Annotated in this window: 19 protein-coding genes; 16 read left to right on the forward strand and 3 right to left on the reverse strand. The window is 72.9% G+C overall.

Features of this window, described 5'->3' with window-relative positions; translation table 11 throughout:
- Positions 1 to 917: 917 nt before the first annotated feature.
- The 9 genes from FKN01_RS27275 (at position 918) to FKN01_RS27315 (ending at position 13,233) form a co-directional block, all read left to right on the forward strand.
- The gene (locus FKN01_RS27275) at positions 918 to 2,363 is read left to right on the forward strand and encodes an aldehyde dehydrogenase family protein (RefSeq protein ID WP_143625154.1); all 1,446 of its coding nucleotides are present in this window, start codon (positions 918 to 920) and stop codon (positions 2,361 to 2,363) included.
- A gap of 200 nt (positions 2,364 to 2,563) precedes the next feature.
- The gene (locus tag FKN01_RS27280) at positions 2,564 to 4,510 is read left to right on the forward strand and encodes an acyl-CoA dehydrogenase family protein (protein WP_143625156.1); all 1,947 of its coding nucleotides are present in this window, start codon (positions 2,564 to 2,566) and stop codon (positions 4,508 to 4,510) included.
- Between the two features lie 84 nt (positions 4,511 to 4,594).
- Positions 4,595 to 5,830, forward strand: a complete 1,236-nt coding sequence (gene aroA / locus FKN01_RS27285) for a 3-phosphoshikimate 1-carboxyvinyltransferase (protein ID WP_143625158.1) — start codon at positions 4,595 to 4,597, stop codon at positions 5,828 to 5,830.
- A gap of 83 nt (positions 5,831 to 5,913) precedes the next feature.
- Positions 5,914 to 7,176, forward strand: coding sequence for a 1-deoxy-D-xylulose-5-phosphate reductoisomerase (gene dxr / locus FKN01_RS27290; protein WP_143625160.1), 1,263 nt, complete (start codon positions 5,914 to 5,916; stop codon positions 7,174 to 7,176).
- A complete protein-coding gene (locus FKN01_RS27295; RefSeq protein ID WP_143625162.1) occupies positions 7,173 to 8,483 on the forward strand; it encodes an RIP metalloprotease in 1,311 nt (436 codons plus the stop codon). The genes dxr and FKN01_RS27295 overlap by 4 nt, the downstream gene beginning before the upstream one ends.
- 185 nt (positions 8,484 to 8,668) lie before the next feature.
- On the forward strand, positions 8,669 to 9,823 hold the full coding sequence (gene ispG, locus FKN01_RS27300; RefSeq protein ID WP_143625164.1) for a flavodoxin-dependent (E)-4-hydroxy-3-methylbut-2-enyl-diphosphate synthase: 1,155 nt from the start codon (positions 8,669 to 8,671) through the stop codon (positions 9,821 to 9,823).
- Positions 9,824 to 9,985: 162 nt separating this feature from the next.
- Positions 9,986 to 10,831: a GNAT family N-acetyltransferase gene (locus FKN01_RS27305; RefSeq protein ID WP_185993003.1), complete on the forward strand. Its 846-nt coding sequence runs from the start codon at positions 9,986 to 9,988 to the stop codon at positions 10,829 to 10,831.
- Positions 10,832 to 10,890: 59 nt separating this feature from the next.
- On the forward strand, positions 10,891 to 11,460 hold the full coding sequence (locus tag FKN01_RS27310) for a GNAT family N-acetyltransferase (RefSeq protein ID WP_143625168.1): 570 nt from the start codon (positions 10,891 to 10,893) through the stop codon (positions 11,458 to 11,460).
- A 69-nt stretch (positions 11,461 to 11,529) separates the two neighbouring features.
- Positions 11,530 to 13,233 (forward strand): proline--tRNA ligase, encoded by a 1,704-nt coding sequence (locus FKN01_RS27315; protein ID WP_143625170.1) that lies wholly within the window; start codon positions 11,530 to 11,532, stop codon positions 13,231 to 13,233.
- Positions 13,234 to 13,292: 59 nt separating this feature from the next.
- Here the strand turns inward: FKN01_RS27315 and FKN01_RS27320 are convergent, their stop codons facing one another.
- The 3 genes from FKN01_RS27320 to FKN01_RS27330 are packed head-to-tail and all read right to left on the reverse strand — an operon-like array spanning position 13,293 to position 15,259.
- Positions 13,293 to 14,213 carry an aminoglycoside phosphotransferase family protein gene (locus tag FKN01_RS27320; protein WP_143625172.1) on the reverse strand — a complete coding sequence of 307 codons (921 nt, stop codon included), beginning with the start codon at positions 14,211 to 14,213 and terminating at the stop codon, positions 13,293 to 13,295.
- A 42-nt stretch (positions 14,214 to 14,255) separates the two neighbouring features.
- Complete coding sequence (locus tag FKN01_RS27325; protein ID WP_143625174.1) at positions 14,256 to 14,738, reverse strand: ferritin-like domain-containing protein; 483 nt, start codon at positions 14,736 to 14,738, stop codon at positions 14,256 to 14,258.
- A complete protein-coding gene (locus tag FKN01_RS27330; protein ID WP_143625176.1) occupies positions 14,735 to 15,259 on the reverse strand; it encodes a hypothetical protein in 525 nt (174 codons plus the stop codon). Before FKN01_RS27330 ends, FKN01_RS27325 begins: the two co-directional genes overlap by 4 nt.
- A 175-nt stretch (positions 15,260 to 15,434) precedes the next feature.
- Here FKN01_RS27330 and rimP point away from each other — a divergent pair, with 175 nt between their 5' ends.
- The 7 genes from rimP (at position 15,435) to truB (ending at position 22,390) form a co-directional block, all read left to right on the forward strand.
- Positions 15,435 to 15,932, forward strand: a complete 498-nt coding sequence (gene rimP / locus FKN01_RS27335) for a ribosome maturation factor RimP (protein WP_143625177.1) — start codon at positions 15,435 to 15,437, stop codon at positions 15,930 to 15,932.
- A gap of 2 nt (positions 15,933 to 15,934) precedes the next feature.
- A complete protein-coding gene (gene nusA / locus FKN01_RS27340; protein WP_018102330.1) occupies positions 15,935 to 16,975 on the forward strand; it encodes a transcription termination factor NusA in 1,041 nt (346 codons plus the stop codon).
- 117 nt (positions 16,976 to 17,092) lie between these two features.
- On the forward strand, positions 17,093 to 17,371 hold the full coding sequence (locus FKN01_RS27345) for a YlxR family protein (RefSeq protein ID WP_185993004.1): 279 nt from the start codon (positions 17,093 to 17,095) through the stop codon (positions 17,369 to 17,371).
- A 147-nt stretch (positions 17,372 to 17,518) separates the two neighbouring features.
- Positions 17,519 to 20,590 carry a translation initiation factor IF-2 gene (gene infB / locus FKN01_RS27350; protein ID WP_143625181.1) on the forward strand — a complete coding sequence of 1,024 codons (3,072 nt, stop codon included), beginning with the start codon at positions 17,519 to 17,521 and terminating at the stop codon, positions 20,588 to 20,590.
- Positions 20,591 to 20,727: 137 nt separating this feature from the next.
- Complete coding sequence (locus tag FKN01_RS27355) at positions 20,728 to 21,024, forward strand: DUF503 domain-containing protein (RefSeq protein WP_143625183.1); 297 nt, start codon at positions 20,728 to 20,730, stop codon at positions 21,022 to 21,024.
- Between the two features lie 23 nt (positions 21,025 to 21,047).
- On the forward strand, positions 21,048 to 21,491 hold the full coding sequence (gene rbfA, locus FKN01_RS27360) for a 30S ribosome-binding factor RbfA (RefSeq protein ID WP_143625185.1): 444 nt from the start codon (positions 21,048 to 21,050) through the stop codon (positions 21,489 to 21,491).
- Entirely contained in the window at positions 21,488 to 22,390 is a 903-nt protein-coding gene (truB, locus tag FKN01_RS27365; protein WP_143625186.1) for a tRNA pseudouridine(55) synthase TruB, read from the forward strand. Before rbfA ends, truB begins: the two co-directional genes overlap by 4 nt.
- Positions 22,391 to 22,548: the final 158 nt, after the last annotated feature.

Consider the following 22,548-nt stretch of genomic DNA (forward strand, 5'->3'; position numbering starts at 1 on the left):
GAACTCGGGCTCGCCCTGAAGGTCACCACACCCCCCGGAACCTGACCAACGGCTCCCCGCGGCTCCGCAACGCCAGGCGCACCCGCGCGCCGCGCGCTGCTTCCCCGCGCGCTGCTCCCCCGCGCGCTGCTCGTCCGCCGCCCGCGTGCCGCTCGCCGCTCGCTCGCGCGTCCGCTTGCCGCGCGCCGCTTGCCCGCCGCCCGCGCCGCCCGCCCGCCGCGCGCTGCTCCCCCGCGCGCCGCTTCCCCGCCCGCCCGCCCGCTGCTCGCTCGCTCGCTGCTCGTCCGCCGCCCGCCGCCCGCCGCTCGTCCGCCGCCCGCGCGCCGCTCGCTGCACGCCCGCGTGCCGCTTGCCCGCCGCCCGCGCGCCGCCCGTCCGCCCGCCCGTCCCCGCTCGCTCGCCCGCCGCTCGTCCGACCGCTCGCTGCTTGTCCGCCGCCGGCGTGCCGCTTGCCCGCCGCCCGCTCGCTGCACGCCCGCGCCGCCCGCCCGCTAGCCGCCCGCCGCCCGCCCGTTAGCGGCCCGCCCGCCCGCGCGCCGCCCGCCCGCCGTCCGGCCATCCGCCCCCGCGCCGCCCGTCCGTCCGCCCGTCTGCTCGCCCGCTAGCCGCCCGCCCGCTCGCCGCCCGCCCGCCGTCCGTCCATCCGCCCACGCGCCGCCCGCCCGCTCGCCGCCCGCCGCCCGTCCGCTCACCGCCCCCCCGCACCACCCGAGCACGCCCAGCGCGAGGGCGATCCGGGTGCTCGCCGGGAGCACAGCGGACGCGGCGGAGCGATCCGCGAAGGTCTGCCGGGCCGGCCCTGGCCAATAAGGCGCACCCCGGCCTCGCTCTGCTCCACCCAGGACAAGCGCCAGGCGGGCCCGGCGGCCCTACCGTGGGGGCCGACACACCCCACGCCATCGAAGGGCCGGAACTCCATGACCTCCACCCACGTCTTCTGGCTGGCCGGCCGCCAGGCCACCGGCGAGGAAAGCTTCGACGTCACCAACTCCTGGGACGGGCGCCTCGTCGGGACGGTCTCCGTCCCGACCGAGGCCCAGGTCGAGGAGGCCGTCGCCGCCGCGCACGCCGTGCGCGAGGAGTTCGCCGCGACCCCGGCCCACGTCCGCGCCGCCGCGCTCGACCACGTGGCCCGCCGGCTGGCCGAGCGCGCCGAGGAGATCGCCCAGCTGATCTCCGCCGAGAACGGCAAGCCCGTCAAGTGGGCGCGCGGCGAGGTCGGGCGGGCCGTGTCCGTCTTCCGCTTCGCCTCCGAGGAGGCCCGCCGGTTCAACAGCGGCGAGGCCCAGCGCCTGGACACCGACGCAGGCGGCACCGGCCGCCTCGGACTGACCCGGCGCTTCCCGCGCGGCCCGGTCCTCGGCATCGCGCCCTTCAACTTCCCGCTGAACCTGAGCGCCCACAAGGTCGCCCCGGCCATCGCGGTCGGCGTCCCGATCATCCTCAAGCCCGCCCCGGCGACCCCGGTCTCCTCGCTGGTCCTGGGCGAGCTGCTGGCCGAGACGGACCTCCCGGCCGGCTCCTGGTCCGTCCTGACCGTCCCCAACGACCGGATGCCCGCCCTGGTCCAGGACGAGCGGCTGCCGGTGATCTCCTTCACCGGGTCGGCCCCCGTCGGCTACGCGATCATGGACTCCGTGCCCCGTAAGCACTGCACGCTGGAGCTCGGCGGCAACGGCGCCGCCGTCGTCCTCGGCGACTACGCCTCCGACGCGGACCTGGACTGGGCCGCGAACCGCATCGCGACCTTCTCCAACTACCAGGGCGGCCAGTCCTGCATCTCCGTCCAGCGCGTCATCGCCGACGCCGCGGTGTACGACCGGCTGCTGCCCAGGATCGTCGCCGCCGTGGAGGCCCAGGTCACCGGCGACCCGTCCGACCCGGCCACCGACGTCGGCCCGCTCGTGGACGAGGCCGCCGCCCGGCGCGTCGAGTCCTGGGTCGACGAGGCCGTCGCGGCGGGCGCCCAGCTCCTCGCGGGCGGCAAGCGCGACGGGTCGACGTACGCCCCGACCGTCCTCGCCGGACTGCCGGACGGTGTCACCCTCGCGGCCGAGGAGGTCTTCGGCCCGGTCCTGTCCGTGCGGAAGGTGAACGGCGAGGCCGAGGCGTTCGCCGCCGTCAACGACTCCCGGTACGGGCTCCAGGCGGGCGTGTTCACCCACGACATCCAGGCCGCCTTCCGCGCCCACCGCGCGCTGGAGGTCGGCGGCGTGATCATCGGCGACGTCCCCTCGTACCGCGCCGACCAGATGCCGTACGGCGGAGCCAAGCAGTCCGGCGTGGGCCGCGAGGGCGTCCGCTACGCGATGGACGACTACACCTACGAGCGCGTCCTCGTCCTCACCGGCCTCGCGCTCTGACGCACAGGCGGACGCCTGCCGCACCCCGCGCCGGACAGTGGAGTGGCCGCCGACCCGATCGGCGCCCCGGGGCTGGCCGGGGTGGCACGGACCGGGTACATACGGACGAGTAGAACCGGACAGGTACGCACGGGCGGACGACCCCCCGCCCGTGCGCCTGCCGGGTCCGCCCACCCGACGACGCGGCGAGGTGAGCCCTCATGTCCGCTCCATCCGCACAACAGCCCACGCCCAAGGTCACCGAACGCGAAGCGCGCCAGGTCGCCGAGGACGCGCGGGAACAGGACTGGCGCAAACCCAGCTTCGCCAAGGAACTCTTCCTCGGCCGCTTCCGCCTGGACCTGATCCACCCGCACCCGCAGCCCGCCGGCGAGGACGTCCGGCGCGGCGAGGAATTCCTCGCCCGGCTCCGGGAGTTCTGCGAGACCCGGGTCGACGGCGCCCTGATCGAACGCGAGGCGAAAATTCCCGACGAGGTCGTGAACGGCCTCAAGGAACTCGGCGCGCTCGGCATGAAGATCGACGTCAAGTACGGCGGCCTCGGCCTCACCCAGGTCTACTACAACCGGGCCCTCGCCCTGGCCGGCTCCGCGAGCCCCGCGATCGGCGCCCTGCTCTCCGCCCACCAGTCGATCGGCGTCCCCCAGCCGCTGAAGACCTTCGGCACCCAGGAGCAGAAGGACGCCTTCCTGCCCCGGCTCGCCCGTACCGACATCTCGGCGTTCCTCCTCACCGAGCCGGACGTGGGCTCGGACCCCGCGCGGCTCGCCACCACCGCCGTCCGGGACGGGGACGACTACGTCCTCGACGGAGTGAAGCTGTGGACCACCAACGGCGTCGTCGCGGACCTCCTGGTCGTCATGGCACGTGTCCCGAAGTCCTCCGGGGGCAAGGGCGGCATCACCGCCTTCGTGGTCGAGGCGGACGCCCCCGGCATCACCGTGGAGCACCGCAACGCCTTCATGGGCCTGCGCGGCATCGAGAACGGCGTCACCCGCTTCCACCGGGTACGGGTGCCCGCGGCCAACCGCATCGGGCCCGAGGGTGCCGGGCTCAGGATCGCGCTCACCACGCTCAACACCGGCCGGCTCTCGCTCCCCGCGATGTGCGTCGGCTCCGGCAAGTGGTGCCTGAAGATCGCCCGCGAGTGGTCCGCCGTCCGCGAGCAGTGGGGCAGGCCGGTCGCCCGGCACGAGGCAGTCGGCTCGAAGATCGCCTTCATCGCCGCGACCACCTTCGCCCTCGAAGCCGTGGTCGACCTCGCCTCGCAGATGGCCGACGAGGACCGCAACGACATCCGCATCGAAGCCGCGCTCGCCAAGCTGTACGGCTCCGAGATGGGCTGCCTGATCGCCGACGAACTCGTCCAGATCCGCGGCGGACGCGGTTTCGAGACCGCCGCGTCCCTCGCCGCCCGGGGCGAACGGGCCGTGCCCGCCGAGCAGATGCTCCGCGACATGCGGATCAACCGGATCTTCGAGGGCTCCACGGAGATCATGCACCTGCTGATCGCCCGCGAGGCGGTCGACGCCCACCTCAAGGTCGCCGGCGACATCATCGACCCCGACAAGCCCCTCTCCGCCAAGGCCAAGGCGGGCGCCGACGCGGCCGGCTTCTACGCCAAGTGGCTCCCCAAGCTCGTCGTGGGACCGGGCCGGCTCCCCACCGCCTACGCCGAGTTCCACCCCGCCGGCCACCCGGACCTGGCCACGCATCTGCGGTACGTCGAACGCGCCTCGCGCAAGCTGGCCCGTTCCACCTTCTACGCGATGTCCCGCTGGCAGGGCCGGATGGAGACCAAACAGGGCTTCCTCGGCCGGATCGTGGACATCGGCGCCGAACTCTTCGCGATGAGCGCCGCCTGCGTCCGCGCCGAGCACCTGCGCGTCACGGACGAGCACGGCCGCGAGGCGTACCAGCTCGCCGACGCTTTCTGCCGCCAGGCCCGCATCCGCGTCGAGGAGCTGTTCACCCGGCTCTGGTCCAACACCGACGACCTCGACCGGCGCGTCGTGAAGGGCGTCCTGTCCGGCACGTACGGCTGGCTGGAGGAGGGCGTGGTCGACCCCAGCGGCGAGGGCCCCTGGATCGCCGACGCCACCCCCGGCCCCTCCACCGAGGAGAACGTCCACCGGCCGATCCGCTGAGCCGCCGGGCCGTCACCGGCGGGGCGCGTCCAGTCGCTGGACGCGCCCCACCGCACGCCCCGGTCCACGGCAGGATGGACGCCCGTGACCGTCATCCATGTCCCCGGCTCCAAGTCCGTCACCGCGCGCGCCCTCTTCCTGGCCGCCGCCGCGAACGGCCGCAGCACGCTCGTACGCCCGCTGAGCTCCGACGACACCGAGGGGTTCGCGGCCGGGCTGACCGCGCTCGGCTACGAGGTCGAGCAGGAGGCGGACGCCTGGCACATCACCGGCCGCCCCGCCGGGCCCGCCGCCACCGAGGCCGACGTCTACTGCCGCGACGGGGCCACCACCGCCCGCTTCCTGCCCACCCTCGCGGCGGCCGGCGCCCGCGGCAGCTACCGCTTCGACGCCTCCGCGCAGATGCGCCGCCGCCCCCTCGCCCCGCTCACCGAGGCCCTGCGCACCCTCGGCGTCGACCTGCGCCACGAGGCGGCCGAGGGCCACCACCCGCTGCGCATCGAGGCCGCCGGCGTAAGGGGCGGCGAACTCACCCTGGACGCCGGGCAGTCCAGCCAGTACCTCACCGCCCTGCTGATGCTCGGCCCGCTCACGGAGACCGGGCTGCGGATCACCGTCACCGACCTCGTCTCGGCGCCCTACATCGAGATCACCCTCGCGATGATGCGCTCCTTCGGCGCCCGGGTCACCCGGAGCGGCCCCGGCGGCACCGTCTTCACCGTGGAGCCCGGCGGCTACCGCGCCACCACCTACGCCGTCGAACCCGACGCCTCCACCGCGAGCTACTTCTTCGCCGCCGCCGCCCTCACCGGCCGCGAGATCACCGTCCCCGGACTCGGCGAGGGCGCCCTCCAGGGGGACCTGCGGTTCACCGACGTCCTGCGCCGCATGGGCGCCGACGTCACCATGAAGGACGGCGCCACCACGGTCCGCTCGGCCGGCACCCTGAGCGGCCTCACCGTCAACATGCGCGACATCTCCGACACCATGCCCACGCTCGCCGCGATCGCCCCCTTCGCCTCGGGTCCCGTACGCATCGAGGACGTCGGCAACACCCGCGTGAAGGAGTGCGACCGGCTGCAGGCGTGCGCGGACAACCTGCGGCGCATGGGCATCACGGTCACCACGGGCCCCGACTGGATCGAGATCCGGCCCGGCACGCCCGCGCCCGTCGAGATCGAGACCCACGGCGACCACCGCATCGTCATGTCGTTCGCCGTCGCCGGCCTGCGCACCCCCGGCATCACGTACGACGACCCGGGCTGCGTACGCAAGACGTTCCCCGGCTTCCACGAGGCGTTCGCCGCCGCCACCGGCTGAGGGAAGAGCGGGAACGCGGGGACGGGGACACGGACGGGTCAACCCGGGACACCCCGTCCCCGCGCACAGGGGGAGCGGCGACAATGGGGCCCATGACCGACAGCCCTGCCCCTCTCGCCGACCCGCACCTCGTCTTCGACGCCGTGGAAGGACGCCGGGATCTCGTCATCCTCGGCTCCACCGGGTCCATCGGCACCCAGGCCATCGACCTGGTGCTGCGCAACCCCGACCGCTTCCGCGTCACCGCGCTGTCCGCGGCCGGCGGCCGGGTCGCCCTCCTCGCCGAGCAGGCCCGCCTGCTGAAGGTGCGCACGGTCGGGGTCGCCTCGCCCGAGGCCGTACCCGCCCTGCGCGAGGCGCTGCGCCAGGAGTACGGGGCCGGCGAGCCGCTCCCCGAGATCCTCGCCGGGCCCGACGCGGCGACGGAGCTGGCCGCGAGCGACTGCCACACCGTCCTCAACGGGATCACCGGCTCCATCGGCCTCGCCCCCACCCTGGCCGCCCTGAAGGCGGGCCGCACCCTGGCCCTCGCCAACAAGGAGTCCCTGATCGTCGGCGGCCCCCTGGTGAAGGCGCTGGCCGCCCCGGGGCAGATCATCCCCGTCGACTCGGAGCACGCCGCGCTCTTCCAGGCGCTCGCCGCCGGCACCCGCGCCGATGTGCGCCGGCTCGTCGTCACCGCGTCCGGCGGCCCCTTCCGCGGCCGGACCAGGAGCGAGCTGGCCGACGTCACCCCCGAGCAGGCCCTGGCGCACCCGACCTGGGCCATGGGCCCGGTCATCACCGTGAATTCGGCCACCCTCGTCAACAAGGGCCTGGAAGTCATCGAGGCGCACCTGCTCTACGACATCCCCTTCGACCGCATCGAGGTCGTCGTCCACCCCCAGTCGTACGTGCACTCCATGGTCGAGTTCACCGACGGCTCCACGCTCGCCCAGGCCACCCCGCCCGACATGCGCGGCCCGATCGCCATCGGCCTCGGCTGGCCGCTGCGCGTCCCCGGCGCGGCGCCCGCCTTCGACTGGACGAAGGCGTCCACCTGGGAGTTCCTGCCGCTGGACACCGAAGCCTTCCCGTCCGTCGGCCTCGCCCGGCACGTCGGCGCTCTGGGCGGCACCGCGCCCGCCGTGTTCAACGCGGCCAACGAGGAGTGCGTCGACGCGTTCCTGTCCGGCAAGCTGCCCTTCAACGGCATCATGGACACGGTCACCGCGGTGGTGGGCGAACACGGCACACCGGAATCGGGAACTTCTCTCACCGTCGCGGACGTACTCGAAGCGGAGACCTGGGCGCGGACCCGGGCCCGGGAACTCTCGGCCAAGGCCATTGCGGAGGCACGCGCATGAGCATGACGACGATCCTGCTGACGATTCTCGGCATCGCCGTCTTCGCCTTCGGCCTGCTCTTCTCCATCGCCTGGCACGAGCTGGGCCACCTCTCCACCGCCAAGCTCTTCGGCATCCGCGTCCCGCAGTACATGGTCGGCTTCGGCCCCACCATCTGGTCCCGCAGGAAGGGCGACACGGAGTACGGCATCAAGGCCATCCCGGCCGGCGGGTACATCCGGATGATCGGCATGTTTCCGCCCGGCCCGGACGGGAAGCTGGAGGCCCGCTCCACCTCGCCCTGGCGCGGCATGATCGAGGACGCCAGATCCGCCTCCTTCGAGGAGCTGCAGCCGGGCGACGAGGACCGCCTCTTCTACACCCGCAAGCCGTGGAAGCGCGTCATCGTGATGTTCGCCGGCCCCTTCATGAACCTGGTGCTGGCCGTCGCGATCTTCCTCGGCGTCTCCATGACCTTCGGCTTCCAGACCAACACCACCGAGGTCGCCGGCGTCCAGAAATGCGTCATCCCGCAGAGCGCGGAGCGCACGACCTGCAAGAAGTCCGACGCCGTCTCCCCGGCCCAGGCCGCCGGGCTGAAGAAGGGCGACGTGATCGTCGCCTTCGACGGCGACCGCGTCGACTCCTGGGACACCCTCTCCGACCGCATCCGCGACACCATCGGCCCCGCCACCATCACGGTGGAGCGCGACGGGCAGGAGAAGGACCTGCACGCGGTCCTCCTGAAGAACGCCGTCGCCAAGAAGGACTCGCACGGCGAGGCGGTCGCCGGCGAATACGTCACGGCCGGCTACCTCGGCTTCGCCGCCCAGACGAAGATCCTCCCGCTCTCCTTCGGTGACTCGGTCGTGCGGATGGGCGACATGATCGAGAACGGCGTCGACTCGATCATCGCCCTGCCGTCGAAGATCCCCGCCCTGTGGGACGCCGCCTTCGGCGACGGCGAGCGAGCGGCGGACTCCCCGGTCGGCGTCGTCGGCGCGGCGCGCATCGGCGGCGAGGTGATGACGCTGGACGTCCCGGCGGAGAACCAGGTCGCGATGATGCTGTTCCTGCTGGCCGGCTTCAACCTCTCGTTGTTCCTCTTCAACATGCTGCCGCTGCTCCCGCTCGACGGCGGCCACATCGCGGGGGCCCTGTGGGAGGCGCTGCGCCGGAACACGGCCCGGATCTTCAAGCGCCCCGACCCCGGCCCGTTCGACGTCGCCAAGCTGATGCCCGTCGCCTACGTGGTCGCCGGGGTCTTCATCTGCTTCACCCTGCTCGTCCTCGTCGCCGACGTGGTCAACCCGGTCAAGATCACCTGACAGCGGCGTGCCGGACGCGCCCGGTGCACCGCGAGTGACCGGCGGTGTGCGGGGTGCGTCCGGCGGGCCGACATTCCGTACGGGCCCGGACGCGGTGTGCCCCCGGCCGCCCCCGGTGCCGTAACCTCGAAGGCCGGAGCCCGCCGATACGGGACCTCGATCCACACCTTGGGGATGCTCAGCGCATGACTGCGATTTCTCTCGGAATGCCCGCCGTTCCGACCAAGCTCGCCGAACGGCGGGTCAGCCGGAAGATCCAGGTCGGATCGGTTGCGGTCGGCGGGGACGCGCCCGTGTCGGTGCAGTCGATGACCACGACCCGTACCTCGGACGTCGGCGCGACGCTTCAGCAGATCGCCGAACTCACCGCCTCCGGCTGCCAGATCGTGCGAGTGGCCTGCCCGACGCAGGACGACGCGGACGCCCTGAAGACCATCGCGTCCAAGTCGCAGATCCCGGTGATCGCGGACATCCACTTCCAGCCGAAGTACGTGTTCGCCGCGATCGACGCCGGCTGCGCGGCGGTCCGGGTGAACCCGGGCAACATCAAGCAGTTCGACGACAAGGTCAAGGAGATCGCGCGCGCCGCGAAGGACGCCGGCACGCCGATCCGGATCGGCGTCAACGCCGGCTCGCTGGACGCCCGGCTGCTGAAGAAGTACGGCAAGGCCACCCCCGAGGCACTGGTCGAGTCCGCGCTCTGGGAGGCGTCCCTCTTCGAGGAGCACGACTTCCGCGACATCAAGATCTCGGTCAAGCACAACGACCCGGTCGTGATGGTCAACGCCTACCGCCAGCTCGCCGCCCAGTGCGACTACCCGCTGCACCTCGGCGTCACCGAGGCCGGCCCCGCCTTCCAGGGCACCATCAAGTCGGCCGTCGCCTTCGGCGCCCTGCTCAGCGAGGGCATCGGCGACACCATCCGGGTCTCGCTCTCAGCGCCGCCCGCCGAGGAGGTCAAGGTCGGCATCCAGATCCTGGAGTCGCTGAACCTGCGCCAGCGCCGCCTGGAGATCGTCTCCTGCCCCTCCTGCGGCCGTGCCCAGGTCGACGTCTACAAGCTCGCCGACCAGGTCAGCGCCGGCCTGGAGGGCATGGAGGTGCCGCTGCGCGTCGCCGTCATGGGCTGCGTCGTCAACGGCCCCGGCGAAGCCCGCGAAGCCGACCTCGGCGTCGCCTCCGGCAACGGCAAGGGCCAGATCTTCGTCAAGGGCGAGGTCATCAAGACCGTGCCCGAGTCGAAGATCGTGGAGACCCTCATCGAGGAAGCCATGAAGATCGCCGAGCAGATGGAGAAGGACGGCGTCACCTCCGGCGAGCCCGAGGTCTCCGTCAGCTGACCCCCGCAGCCCCGGCAGCGCCCCGCGCGGAACCCCACGGCGGGGCGCTTCCGTGAGCGGCGTCACGACGGGTGCGCGCAGCCGTTCCGGGGCAGGGGCGGCGTCCCCCGGACTCTTCGGTTACAGTGCGGAAATCAGCAGACCGCATGGTGAGGCCCCCTCGTGTTGACGCACACCACTACCCGGGTCCTCGAACCCAGCGACCTCGGTGCCGCGCTCGCCGTCCTGGAGAGCGAGCCCGTGGCCAACGCCTTCGTGACGTCCCGCGTCCAGATCGCCGGACTCGACCCCTGGCGCCTCGGCGGCGAGATGTGGGGCTGGTACGCCGACGGCCGGCTCCGCTCCCTGTGCTACTCCGGCGCCAACCTCGTCCCCATCTGCGCCGGCCCCGAAGCCGTCCGCGCCTTCGCCGACCGCGCCCGCAGGGCCGGCCGCCGCTGCTCCTCGATCGTCGGCCCCGCCGAGCCCACCGCCGAGCTGTGGCGCCTGCTCGAACCGGGCTGGGGCCCCGCCCGCGAGGTCCGGGCCAACCAGCCCCTCATGGTCACCGAGAGCCCGTCCGCCGACGTGGAGCCCGACCCGCTCGTCCGCCGCGTCCGCAAGGACGAGATGGACGTCCTGATGCCCGCCTGCGTGGACATGTTCACCGAGGAGGTCGGCGTCTCCCCGCTCGCCGGCGACGGCGGACTCCTCTACCAGGCCCGCGTCGCCGAACTCATCGGCGCCGGCCGCTCCTTCGCCCGGATCGACGACGGCAAGGTCGTCTTCAAGGCGGAGATCGGCGCCACCACCCCCCAGGTGTGCCAGATCCAGGGCGTGTGGGTGGCCCCCGAATACCGCGGCCGCGGCCTCTCCGAGACCGGCATGGCCGCCGTACTGCGGTACGCGCTGGCCGACGTCGCCCCGGTCGTCAGCCTGTACGTCAACGACTACAACACCCCCGCGCGCAAGGCGTACCGCCGCATCGGCTTCCGGGAGACCGGCGCCTTCATGAGCGTGCTCTTCTGACCGGCCCCCGCCTGACCCAAACCAAGGACCCCGGGCGCCCCGGACAGTAGGGTCGGCCCATGGCAGCAGATTCCGGGGGCGGCCCCCGCACCACCGGCGTCCGGGTCGGACCGATCGACCTCGCGGCCCGCGTCGACGAGGCCCTGGCCGTACAGGCCGTCGCCTTCGGCCTGAGCGCCGGGGAGGTCGAGGTCCGCCGGCACATCGTGCTCCGGCACCTCGACCACCCGCACGCCCGCGCGCTCGGCGCCCTGACACCCGGGGGCCGGCTCGTCGGCTTCGTCTACGGCATGCCCAACGACCGCGGCCACTGGTGGTCCACAGTGGTCGAGCCCTACCTCCGCGCCACCGGCAGCGCCCACTGGCTGGACGACGCCTTCGTCATCACCGAGCTCCACGTCCACCCGGACTTCCAGAACCGGGGCGTCGGCCGCGCCCTGATCACCACCCTCACCGACGCCGTCCCCGAGCCCCGCTCGATCCTCTCCGCGATCGACACCGAGAGCCCGGCCCGCGGCCTCTACCGCTCCCTCGGCTACCAGGACCTGGCCCGCCAGGTGCTCTTCCCCAGCGCCCCCAGGCCGTACGCGGTCATGGGAGCGCCCCTGCCGCTGCGCCGCGCTCGCTGAATGGATTTCCGCCCGCACGGGCCGCCCCGCTAACCTCGGGCCCATCACCCTTCCGAGCAGGAGTTCACCATGGCCCAGGTCCAGCGCATGTCCCGATTGATGATCAAGACACTGCGCGACGACCCGGCGGACGCCGAGACGCTCAACCACAAGCTCCTCGTCCGAGCCGGCTACGTACGACGCACCGCTGCCGGAATCTGGACCTGGCTGCCGCTCGGCAAGAAGGTCCTGGAGAACATCACCCGCGTCGTCCGCGAGGAGATGGACGCCATCGGCGGCCAGGAGGTCCTGCTCCCCGCGCTGCTGCCCAAGGAGCCCTACGAGGCGAGCGGCCGGTACGACGAGTACGGCGACCTGCTGTTCCGGCTCCAGGACCGCAAGGGCTCCGACTACCTCCTCGGCCCCACCCACGAGGAGATCTTCACCCAGGTCGTCAAGGACATGTGCTCGTCCTACAAGGACCTGCCGGTCATCCTGTACCAGATCCAGACCAAGTACCGCGACGAGGCCCGCCCCCGCGCCGGTGTGCTGCGCGGCCGCGAGTTCCAGATGAAGGACTCGTACTCCTTCGACACCACCGACGAGGGCCTGGCCGAGGCGTACCAGCTGCACCGCGCGGCGTACATCCGCATCTTCGAGCGGCTCGGGCTGGACCACCGCATCGTCTCCGCCGTCTCCGGCGCCATGGGCGGCTCCGCCTCCGAGGAGTTCCTGGCCCCGGCGCCCGCCGGCGAGGACACCTTCGTGGACTGCCCGAACTGCGACTACGCGGCCAACACCGAGGCCGTGACCTTCAACGCCACCGCCGGGGACGCCTCGGGAGTCGGCCCCGTCGAGGAGCTGGACACCCCGGACACCCCGACCATCGAGACGCTGGCCGCCCACCTCGGCGTACCGGCCTCCGCCACGCTGAAGAACCTGCTGGTCAAGGTCGACGGCGAGATCGTCGCCGTGGGCGTGCCCGGCGACCGCGAGGTGGACCTCGGCAAGCTGGGCGAGCACCTGGCCCCGGCCGTGGTCGAGCTGGTGACCGCCGAGGACTTCGTGGGCCGCCCCGACCTCGTGCGCGGCTACGTCGGCCCGCAGGGCCTGGAGAAGGTCCGCTACATCGCCGACCCCCGCGTCGCCGCCGGCACCGCCTGGATCACCGGCGCCAACAAGGACGGCAAGCACGCGAAGAACGTCGTCGCGGGCCGCGACTTCGAGGTGGACGACTACCTCGACGTCGTCGTGGTCGAGGCGGGCGACCCCTGCCCCAAGTGCGGCACCGGCCTCCAGGTCGACCGCGCCATCGAGATCGGCCACATCTTCCAGCTCGGCCGCAAGTACGCCGACATCTTCGCGCTCGACGTGCTCGGCCAGCAGGGCAAGCCCGTCCGCGTCACGATGGGCTCGTACGGCATCGGCGTCTCCCGGGCCGTGGCCGCCCTCGCCGAGCAGACCGCCGACGACAAGGGCCTGTGCTGGCCCCGCGAGGTCGCCCCGGCCGATGTCCACGTCGTCGCCGCCGGCAAGGCCCTCCAGACCGAACTGGCCCTGGAGGTCTCCGACAAGCTGGCCGCCGCCGGGCTGCGCGTCCTGGTGGACGACCGGGCCGGCGTGTCGCCCGGCGTCAAGTTCACCGACTCCGAGCTGATCGGCGTCCCGAAGATCCTGGTCGCCGGCCGCCGCGCGGCCGAAGGCGTCCTGGAGCTGAAGGACCGCCGCACCGGCGAGCGCGAGGAGCTGACCGTCGGGGAGGCCGTCGCCCGCCTCTCCGAGCAGCTGGACTGAGGCTCCGCACGCGTGAGGACCCCGCACGGAACGTTCCGTGCGGGGTCCTCACGCGTGGTCTACAGCCAGCCGGCGAACTCCAGCGTCACTTCGCCCTCCTGGCGGCGGCCGGCCGCCAGGGCCCGGGTGCCCGACTCCACCGCACGGAACAGCGTCCAGCCGTGCAGCCGCTCCTGGTCGACCTCCAGCGAGTCCGCCAGCTTCCTGACCCGGCGCCGGGCCGTCGCGGCCCCGGAGGGCGACGCGATCAGGTCCTCCACCCGGTCCCGGACCAGCCGCGCCAGGTCGTAGGCCCGCTCACCGACCAACGGCTCCGGCCCGACCGTCAGCCAGGGCGCCCGCTCGCCCGCGAGCACCTTGCTCTGCCGGAAGTTGCCGTGCAGCAGCAGCGTCTCGGGAGAGCCGGCGACCAGTTCGTCGCGGGCCGCCAGCGCGGCGGTGACCAGCGGTTCGAGCGCGGGATCGGACGCGGCGGCCCGCATGGCGTCCACCCGCCGCCCGGTCCGCTCGGCCACCGTCTCGAAGCCGTGTCCGGCCGGCGGGTCCACCCACAGCCGGCGCACCGTCCCCGCCGCCTCCAGCAGCGCCTTCGCCTCCGGCAGCGACCGCAGCGACATCTCGGGGTGCAGCCGCTCCAGGAGCAGCGCGCCCGCCACGGGCCGCCCGCCGTCCGCGGGGTCGAGCAGCCGCACCGCGCCCCAGCCGTTCCAGTGCGCCAGCGCCGCCTGCTCGAGCTCCGGCGCGGCACCGGACGGGGCCAGCTTCAGGGCGGCCGGGGTGGAGTCGGCCCCCCGGACCAGCAGAACCAGACTGCTGCGCCCGCCGGGGGCGGCGACCCGCTCCACGACCGGGGCGCGGCCGGTCGCGGCCAGCGCCCGCTCGGTCAGTGCGGGAAGCCCCGCGAGCCAGTCCCCGGCGGCCGTATCCCCGTACGACTCACCGAGCGCTCGCACGAGACGCTGCGGCGGTTCAAAACCCATACGTGCTGTGTTCCCTTTCAAGCCTGCTGCGGTGCGCCCGTGTCAGCGCCGGGTGCCGGCTCCGTCCTTCGCGTCCGTCCGGGCCTTCGCCCCGGCCCGCTCGGCGAGCCCGGGAAAGGGTACGCCGCTGCCCCGCCAGCGCGCCGCGCGTACCGCGGCCTCCCGCAACGCGTCCGCCGCGCTGCGCCGCAGCGACCCGTCGGCGGCCCGGACCAGGTCGGAGTAGACGTACCCGACGCGGTCCTCGAGGACGGCGGCGAGCCGGAGGGCCGCCGCCGCGTCCGGCACCGCGAACGGCAGAGCGTACGCGGCGTCCGAGGCCACCGGCTCACCGCCCAGGTCCCGGACCGTGCGCACCAGGGCGTCGCGGCGGGCCCGGTGGGCGTGGAACGCGGCGGTGGCCTCGGCCCGGCGCTCCGCCGCGACCCGGCCGCCCGCCACCCCGTAGCCGTAGACGGCGGCGTGCTCGGCGGCCAGCGCCGCCTGGGCCGCTTCCAGCGGGCCGTCGCTCTTGCCGTCGCTCATGCGGGGGTCTCCTTGGCCAGTTCGGTGAGCAGGTAGGCGTGGGCCGCGCAGGCGGCGGCGACCGAGGCCAGCAGCCGGGCCAGCTCCCCGGGCGCCTCCAGGAGCAGCGCGGTGTAGCCGTCCGCCGCGGCGCGCTCGGCCGCCGCCAGCTCCTTGACCGCGGCGGCGGGGGTGGTGGCGCGCGACCGGGCCGTGCCGAGAGCGGGGGCCTTCTCCGGGGAGAGCGCCTTGAGGTGGGCGCGGACCGCGTCGCGCAGCGGGGTGAGGGCCGCCGCCGTCGCCGGGTGGGCCCGGAGGGCGTGCTCGTAACCGGCGAGCAGGGTCGCCGTGGTGCGGGTGGCGCTGGTGCGCAGCGCCTTCTCCGCGCGCACCGAGGACGCCCCCTGCGCGGAGTTCTTGGTGCCCGCGTGCCCGCCCGTGCCGTCGTCGTCGCCGCTTCCGCAGCCGGCCAGCACCGCCCCGGCGGCCAGCGCGCCGGTCGCCGCGAGCGCGCCCCTGCGCGTCGTCCCCGTACGCCGCACTTGCTCTCCTTCGGGCTGGACCTGTCTTGACTGGATCTGTCCGGAAGTGATCACCGCCTGTGAGCGTACCCGCGCGCGGGGGGCCGGCGGACAGCAACACCCCTTGCGACCGGATACCCTTTGACCAGACACGCGAGATCGTCACAACAGCACACGCGGCCGAGGAGTCACCCGGATGAGCACCACCCAGAGCGAGAGGCTGCGCGGGCTGGTCGAACCGCTCGTCAGCGCCGAGCACCTGGAGCTGGAAGAGATCGAAGTCTCCCGGGCAGGCCGCCGCAGGGTGCTGAGGATCGTCGTGGATTCCGATGAGGGCGTCGAGCTGGACGCCTGCGCGGAGCTGAGCCGCGCGATCTCCGCGAAGCTGGACGAGACCGATGTGATGGGCGAGGACGAATACGTCCTGGAGGTCAGTTCGCCCGGCGCCGACCGCCCGCTCTCGGAGCACCGCCATTACGTACGCGCCACCGGGCGCCTGGCCAGGCTGACCCTGCGCGAGGGCGGCGAGCTGGTGGCCCGCATCCTCGCGGTGGACGAGGACGGTCTCGATCTGGAGGTGCCGGGCGTCAAGGGCCGCAGGCCCACCGCCCGCCGGATCGCCTTCGACGAGATCGCCAAGGCCCGCGTGGAGCTGGAATTCAACCGCAAGGACAAGAAGGAAGAGGAGGCGTAGCCGTGGACATCGACGTGAAGCTGCTGAAGGGCTTGGCGCAGGACAAGGAGATCCCGTTCGACGTCCTGGTCGAGGCGATCGAGTCGGCCCTCCTCATCGCGTACCACCGCACGGACGGCAGCCACCGCAGGGCGCGCGTGGAGCTGGACGAGCGCGGCCACGTGACGGTGTGGGCCAAGGAGGACCCGGCCGACCTGGAGGAGGGGCAGGAGCCCAAGGAGTTCGACGACACCCCGTCGGGCTTCGGCCGGATCGCCGCGACCACGGCCAAGCAGGTCATCCTCCAGCGTCTGCGCGACGCCGAGGACGACCGCACGTTCGGCGAGTACGCGGGCCACGAGGGCGATGTCGTCACCGGCGTCGTCCAGCAGGGCAAGGATCCGAAGAACGTCCTGGTCGACATCGGCAAGCTGGAGGCCATCCTGCCGGTGCAGGAGCAGGTGCCCGGCGAGGAGTACACCCACGGCCTGCGGCTGCGCACCTACGTGGTGCGCGTCGCCAAGGGCGTGCGCGGCCCCTCCGTCACGCTGTCGCGGACCCACCCCAATCTGGTGAAGAAGCTCTTCGCCCTGGAGGTCCCGGAGATCGCCGACGGTTCCGTCGAGATCTGCGCGATCGCCCGCGAGGCCGGCCACCGCACCAAGATCGCGGTCCGCTCGACCCGTTCCGGCCTCAACGCCAAGGGCGCCTGCATCGGCCCCATGGGCGGACGCGTGCGCAATGTGATGGCCGAGCTGCACGGCGAGAAGATCGACATCGTTGACTGGTCCGACGACCCGGCGGAGATGGTCGCCAACGCGCTGTCACCCGCACGGGTGAGCGAGGTTGAAGTTGTTGACCTCGGCGCCCGTTCCGCCCGGGTGACCGTGCCGGACTACCAGCTCTCCCTCGCGATCGGCAAGGAGGGGCAGAACGCCCGGCTGGCCGCCCGGCTCACCGGCTGGCGCATCGACATCCGTCCGGACACCGAGACCGACGCCGAGCGCGACGTCGCCGACCGCGAGCGCGCGGAGCGGGCCCGGGAGCGCTCGGACCGGCGCTGACGCGGCCGAGCGGCCCACGGGGAATAGATCCCGTCGGCCGGTCGCTGAGATCACGACAACGTACGTTCGATTTTTGCCCCAAAGGGGTGAGGTCGGTGCGGGGAGGTAGACTTAACCGTGTCTGGCCGGACGCACGCCCGCGCTTGCCCTGAGCGAACCTGTGTGGGATGCCGGGAGCGGGCGGCCAAGAACGAGTTGCTGCGCATCGTCGCGGACGGGGACGCCTGCGTTCCCGATCCTCGCGGTACGCTGCCCGGCCGGGGTGCGTACGTGCATCCCGTCCCCGACTGTCTGGGCCTGGCGGTTCGCCGCCGGGCGTTCCCCCGGGCCTTCAAGGCCAAGGGGCCGTTCGACCCGACCGCGGTACAGCGGTTCGTCGAGCGGGTGGCACCGTAAGAAATGAACGGCACGGGTCCCCGTGCGGTCAGGTACCTCGCGAGTTGGAAGTAGGTCGAGATTGCGATGAGCACTCGATGAGTACGCGATGAGTACGCCCATGAAGTAGCGACGGTCCGGCGGTAACCCGGACCTAAAAGGAGCGAAGTGGCTAAGGTCCGGGTATACGAACTCGCCAAGGAGTTCGGTGTGGAGAGCAAGGTCGTCATGGCCAAGCTCCAAGAACTCGGTGAATTCGTCCGTTCGGCGTCCTCGACGATCGAGGCGCCGGTCGTGCGCAAGTTGACTGACGCACTGCAGGGGCCCGGCGGCAACGCCGGCAAGCCCGCTGCCAAGCCGGGCGCGCCCCGCAAGGCCGCCCCCGCCAAGCCCGCGGCGCCGTCTCCGGCCCCCGCGGCACGTCCCGCTGCCCCGAAGCCCGGCGCCCCGGCCCCCAAGCCGGCCGCCGCCGAGGCGCCGAGCAGCACCCCCTCCGCCCCGTCGGCGCCGACCCCCGGCCCGCGTCCGGGCCCGAAGCCCGCGCCGAAGGCCCCGGTCACCCCGGTGCCGGCCGCGGAGTTCTCGGCCCCGGCCCCGGCCCAGCCGGCCGCGCCGCAGGCACCGCGCCCCACCGGCGCGACCCCCGGTCCCCGTCCCGCGCGTCCGGCCCCGTCCGGTCAGCAGGGCGGCGGCCAGCGTGACGGTGGCCGCGGCGGCGAGCGCCCCGCGCGTCCCGCCGGCCAGGGCGCCCCGCGCCCCGGCGCCCGTCCGGCGGGTCCCCGTCCGGGCAACAACCCCTTCACCTCCGGTGGCTCGACGGGCATGTCCCGTCCGCAGGCACCCCGTCCCGGCGGCGCCCCGCGCCCCGGCGGCGGCCAGGAGCGCCCCGGCGCCCCGCGTCCGCAGGGCGGCCCCGGTGGCGCCCCGCGCCCGCAGGGCCAGGCAGGCGGCGCGCCGCGTCCGACCCCGGGCGGCATGCCCCGGCCGCAGGCGCCCCGTCCGGGCGGCGGCCCCGGTGGTAACCGGCCCAACCCGGGCATGATGCCGCAGCGTCCCGCCGCGGGTCCGCGTCCCGGCGGTGGCCCCGGTGGTGGCCGCGGTCCCGGCGGCGGCGGTCGTCCGGGCGGCGCCGGCCGTCCCGGCGGCGGCGGCTTCGCGGGCCGTCCGGCCGGTCCCGGCGGCGGTGGCGGCGGCTTCGCCGGCCGTCCCGGTGGCGGCGGTGGCGGCGCGGGCCGTCCCGGTGGCGGCGGCGGTGGCTTCGGTGGCCGTCCCGGCTTCGGCGGCCGTCCCGGCGGCCCCGGTGGCCGCGGTGGCACGCAGGGCGCCTTCGGCCGTCCCGGCGGTCCCGCGCGCCGTGGCCGCAAGTCGAAGCGGCAGAGGCGCCAGGAGTACGAGGCCATGCAGGCCCCGTCGGTCGGCGGCGTGATGCTGCCCCGCGGCAACGGACAGGCCGTCCGGCTGTCGCGCGGTGCCTCGCTCACCGACTTCGCCGAGAAGATCAACGCCAACCCGGCTTCGCTGGTCGGCGTCATGATGAACCTCGGCGAGATGGTCACCGCCACGCAGTCCGTCTCCGACGAGACGCTGAAGCTCCTCGCGGACGAGATGAACTTCGTCCTGGAGATCGTCAGCCCGGAGGAGGAGGACCGCGAGCTGCTCGAGTCCTTCGACATCGAGTTCGGCGAGGACGAGGGCGGCGACGAGGCCCTGCTGCCGCGTCCGCCGGTCGTGACCGTCATGGGTCACGTCGACCACGGTAAGACGCGACTCCTGGACGCGATCCGCAAGACGAACGTCATCGCGGGCGAGGCCGGCGGCATCACCCAGCACATCGGTGCCTACCAGGTCTCCGCGGACGTCAACGGCGAGGACCGTCGGATCACCTTCATCGACACCCCGGGTCACGAGGCGTTCACCGCCATGCGTGCCCGTGGTGCGAAGTCCACCGACATCGCGATCCTCGTGGTGGCGGCGAACGACGGTGTGATGCCCCAGACGATCGAGGCGCTGAACCACGCCAAGGCGGCCGACGTGCCGATCGTGGTCGCGGTCAACAAGATCGACGTCGAGGGCGCCGACCCGACCAAGGTGCGCGGCCAGCTCACCGAGTTCGGTCTGGTGGCCGAGGAGTACGGCGGCGACACCATGTTCGTCGACATCTCCGCCAAGCAGGGTCTGCACATCGACCAGCTGCTGGAGGCCGTCGTCCTCACCGCCGACGCCTCGCTCGACCTGCGGGCCAACCCGGAGCAGGACGCGCAGGGCATCGCGATCGAGTCCCACCTCGACCGCGGCCGCGGTGCCGTCGCGACCGTCCTGGTCCAGCGAGGCACCCTGCGGGTCGGCGACACGATGGTCGTCGGCGACGCCTACGGCCGTGTCCGCGCGATGCTCGACGACAAGGGTGAGAACGTCGAGGAAGCGGGTCCGTCGACCCCCGTCCTCGTGCTGGGTCTCACCAACGTCCCGGGCGCCGGCGACAACTTCCTCGTCGTGGACGAGGACCGTACGGCCCGCCAGATCGCCGAGAAGCGTGCCGCCCGCGAGCGCAACGCCAACTTCGCCCGCAAGGGTGTCCGGTTCTCCCTGGAGAACCTGGACGAGGCGCTCAAGGCCGGTCTGGTCCAGGAGCTCAACCTCATCATCAAGGGCGACGCGTCCGGTTCGGTGGAGGCCCTCGAGTCCTCGCTGCTCCAGCTCGACGTCGGTGAAGAGGTCGACATCCGGGTCCTGCACCGCGGTGTGGGTGCGGTCACCGAGTCGGACATCGACCTGGCGACCGGCTCCGACGCCATCGTGATCGGCTTCAACGTGCGCGCCGCCGGGCGTGCGCAGCAGATGGCCGACCGCGAGGGTGTGGACGTCCGCTACTACTCGGTCATCTACCAGGCGATCGAGGAGATCGAGGCGGCCCTCAAGGGCATGCTCAAGCCGGAGTACGAAGAGGTCGAGCTGGGTACGGCGGAGATCCGCGAGATCTTCCGCTCCTCCAAGCTGGGCAACATCGCCGGTGTGCTCGTCCGGTCCGGCGAGGTCAAGCGCAACACCAAGGCGCGCCTGCTGCGCGACGGCAAGGTCGTCGCGGAGAACCTCACCATCTCCGGTCTGCGCCGCTTCAAGGACGACGTCACCGAGATCCGCGAAGGCTTCGAGGGCGGTATCAACCTCGGAAACTTCAACGACATCAAGGTCGACGACGTCATCGCGACGTACGAGATGCGCGAGAAGCCGCGCGGCTGACCCGTACCTCAACAGTCGGGGCCGGTCGACGGGACCTATTCCCGTCGATCGGCCCCGGCCGTTCCGTGTACGGTTCTTGTGTCCCCGCCGATCATCGGCGGGGCGCGAACCCGAACCGGCGGGACATCCGGACATACATGTATGTGGGGACACTGTCCTTCGACCTGCTTCTCGGCGACGTACGGTCGCTGAAGGAGAAGCGCTCCGTGGTCCGTCCGATCGTCGCCGAACTCCAGCGCAAGTACGCGGTGAGCGTGGCGGAGACGGGCGGGCAGGACCTCCATCGCAGGGCCGAGATCGGCCTGGCCGTGGTTTCCGGGGACACCCGGCACCTCACAGACGTACTCGACCGGTGCGAGCGCCTCGTCGCCGCCCGGCCGGAAGTGGAGCTGCTGTCCGTACGACGGCGGCTGCACAGCGACGAAGACGATTGAGCAAGTCAGAAGGAGACGGACCAGTGGCCGACAACGCGCGGGCTAAGAAGCTGGCGGACCTCATCCAGGAGGTGGTCGCCGGGAAACTGCAGCGCGGCATCAAGGACCCGCGCCTGGGGACCCACGTGACGATCACGGACGTCCGGGTCACCGGCGACCTGCGGGAGGCCACGGTCTTCTACACGGTCTACGGCGACGACGAGGAGCGGGCCAGCGCGGCGGCCGGTCTGCAGAGCGCCAAGGGCATCCTGCGGTCGGCGGTCGGCTCGGCGGCGGGGACGAAGTTCACCCCGACGCTCACCTTCGTGGCCGACGCCCTCCCGGAGAACGCCCGGGCCATCGAGGACCTGCTCGACCGGGCACGGGCCTCGGACGCCAAGGTGCGGGAGGCGTCCTCGGGCGCCACGTACGCCGGCGACGCGGACCCGTACCGCAAGCCGGAGGACGAGGACACCGCCTCCGAATGACAACGCAGAACAACAGGACGCCGGATGGCCTTGTCATTGTGGACAAGCCGTCCGGCTTCACTTCGCACGACGTCGTCGCCAAGATGCGCGGCATCGCCCGCACCCGCCGCGTCGGCCACGCCGGCACCCTGGACCCGATGGCGACCGGTGTGCTCGTGCTCGGCGTCGAGAAGGCCACCAAACTCCTCGGTCACCTCGCGCTGACCGAGAAGGAGTACCTGGGCACGATCCGGCTCGGCCAGAACACCGTCACGGATGACGCGGAGGGCGAGATCACCTCCTCCGCCGACGCCTCCGGGGTGACGCGCGAGGCGATCGACGCCGGGGTCGCCGCCCTGACCGGCGACATCATGCAGGTGCCGTCCAAGGTCAGCGCGATCAAGATCGACGGCAAGCGGTCCTACGCGCGGGTGCGCGGCGGCGAGGAGTTCGAGATCCCGGCCCGGCCGGTGACCGTCTCCTCCTTCCGCGTCTACGACGTCCGCGAGGCCGTCGCCGAGGACGGTACGCCGGTCCTCGACCTGGTCGTCTCCGTGGTCTGCTCCTCGGGGACGTACATCCGGGCCATCGCCCGGGACCTCGGCGCCGGACTCGGCGTGGGCGGCCATCTGACCGCGCTGCGGCGCACCCGTGTCGGCCCGTACGGACTGGACGCCGCGCGCACCCTGGACCAGCACCAGGAGGAGCTGACCGTGATGCCGGTGGCCGAGGCCGCCGCGTCGGCGTTCCCCCGCTGGGACGTGGACGAGAAGCGGGCGAGGCTGCTGCTGAACGGCGTACGTCTGGACATGCCCGCCTACCCGCCGGGGCCGGTCGCCGTCCTGGGTCCCGACGGGCGGTTCCTGGCGCTGGTCGAGGAGCAGAAGGGCAAGGCCAAGAGCCTCGCCGTCTTCGGCTGACCCGGCGCCGGCACTCACGCGGACTCCCATCGTGGAGCGGGCAGAGCCCCCTGTGCCCGCTCCACGGTCCCCCCCCCCCATTTCTGTCCACCGAACGCTCCTGATTCACCCCAACGGGCAGGCGCTCGGAGTGAATCAGGGGGGTGACGGGGGCGCTT

The sequence above is a fragment of the Streptomyces sp. 130 genome, from assembly GCF_007096885.1.
GTDB lineage: Bacteria > Actinomycetota > Actinomycetes > Streptomycetales > Streptomycetaceae > Streptomyces.

What these genes read in the sequence shown, in the direction of transcription:
- rimP (WP_143625177.1), top strand. Translation starts at nt 15,435, where the DNA reads ATGAGCACCACCCAGAGCGAGAGGCTGCGCGGGCTGGTCGAACCGCTC.
- FKN01_RS27325 (WP_143625174.1), bottom strand. Translation starts at nt 14,738, where the DNA reads ATGAGCGACGGCAAGAGCGACGGCCCGCTGGAAGCGGCCCAGGCGGCG.
- FKN01_RS27295 (WP_143625162.1), top strand. Translation starts at nt 7,173, where the DNA reads ATGAGCATGACGACGATCCTGCTGACGATTCTCGGCATCGCCGTCTTC.
- FKN01_RS27315 (WP_143625170.1), top strand. Translation starts at nt 11,530, where the DNA reads ATGGCCCAGGTCCAGCGCATGTCCCGATTGATGATCAAGACACTGCGC.
- ispG (WP_143625164.1), top strand. Translation starts at nt 8,669, where the DNA reads ATGACTGCGATTTCTCTCGGAATGCCCGCCGTTCCGACCAAGCTCGCC.
- FKN01_RS27320 (WP_143625172.1), bottom strand. Translation starts at nt 14,213, where the DNA reads ATGGGTTTTGAACCGCCGCAGCGTCTCGTGCGAGCGCTCGGTGAGTCG.
- FKN01_RS27275 (WP_143625154.1), top strand. Translation starts at nt 918, where the DNA reads ATGACCTCCACCCACGTCTTCTGGCTGGCCGGCCGCCAGGCCACCGGC.
- dxr (WP_143625160.1), top strand. Translation starts at nt 5,914, where the DNA reads ATGGGGCCCATGACCGACAGCCCTGCCCCTCTCGCCGACCCGCACCTC.
- FKN01_RS27280 (WP_143625156.1), top strand. Translation starts at nt 2,564, where the DNA reads ATGTCCGCTCCATCCGCACAACAGCCCACGCCCAAGGTCACCGAACGC.
- truB (WP_143625186.1), top strand. Translation starts at nt 21,488, where the DNA reads ATGACAACGCAGAACAACAGGACGCCGGATGGCCTTGTCATTGTGGAC.
- FKN01_RS27310 (WP_143625168.1), top strand. Translation starts at nt 10,891, where the DNA reads ATGGCAGCAGATTCCGGGGGCGGCCCCCGCACCACCGGCGTCCGGGTC.
- FKN01_RS27355 (WP_143625183.1), top strand. Translation starts at nt 20,728, where the DNA reads ATGTATGTGGGGACACTGTCCTTCGACCTGCTTCTCGGCGACGTACGG.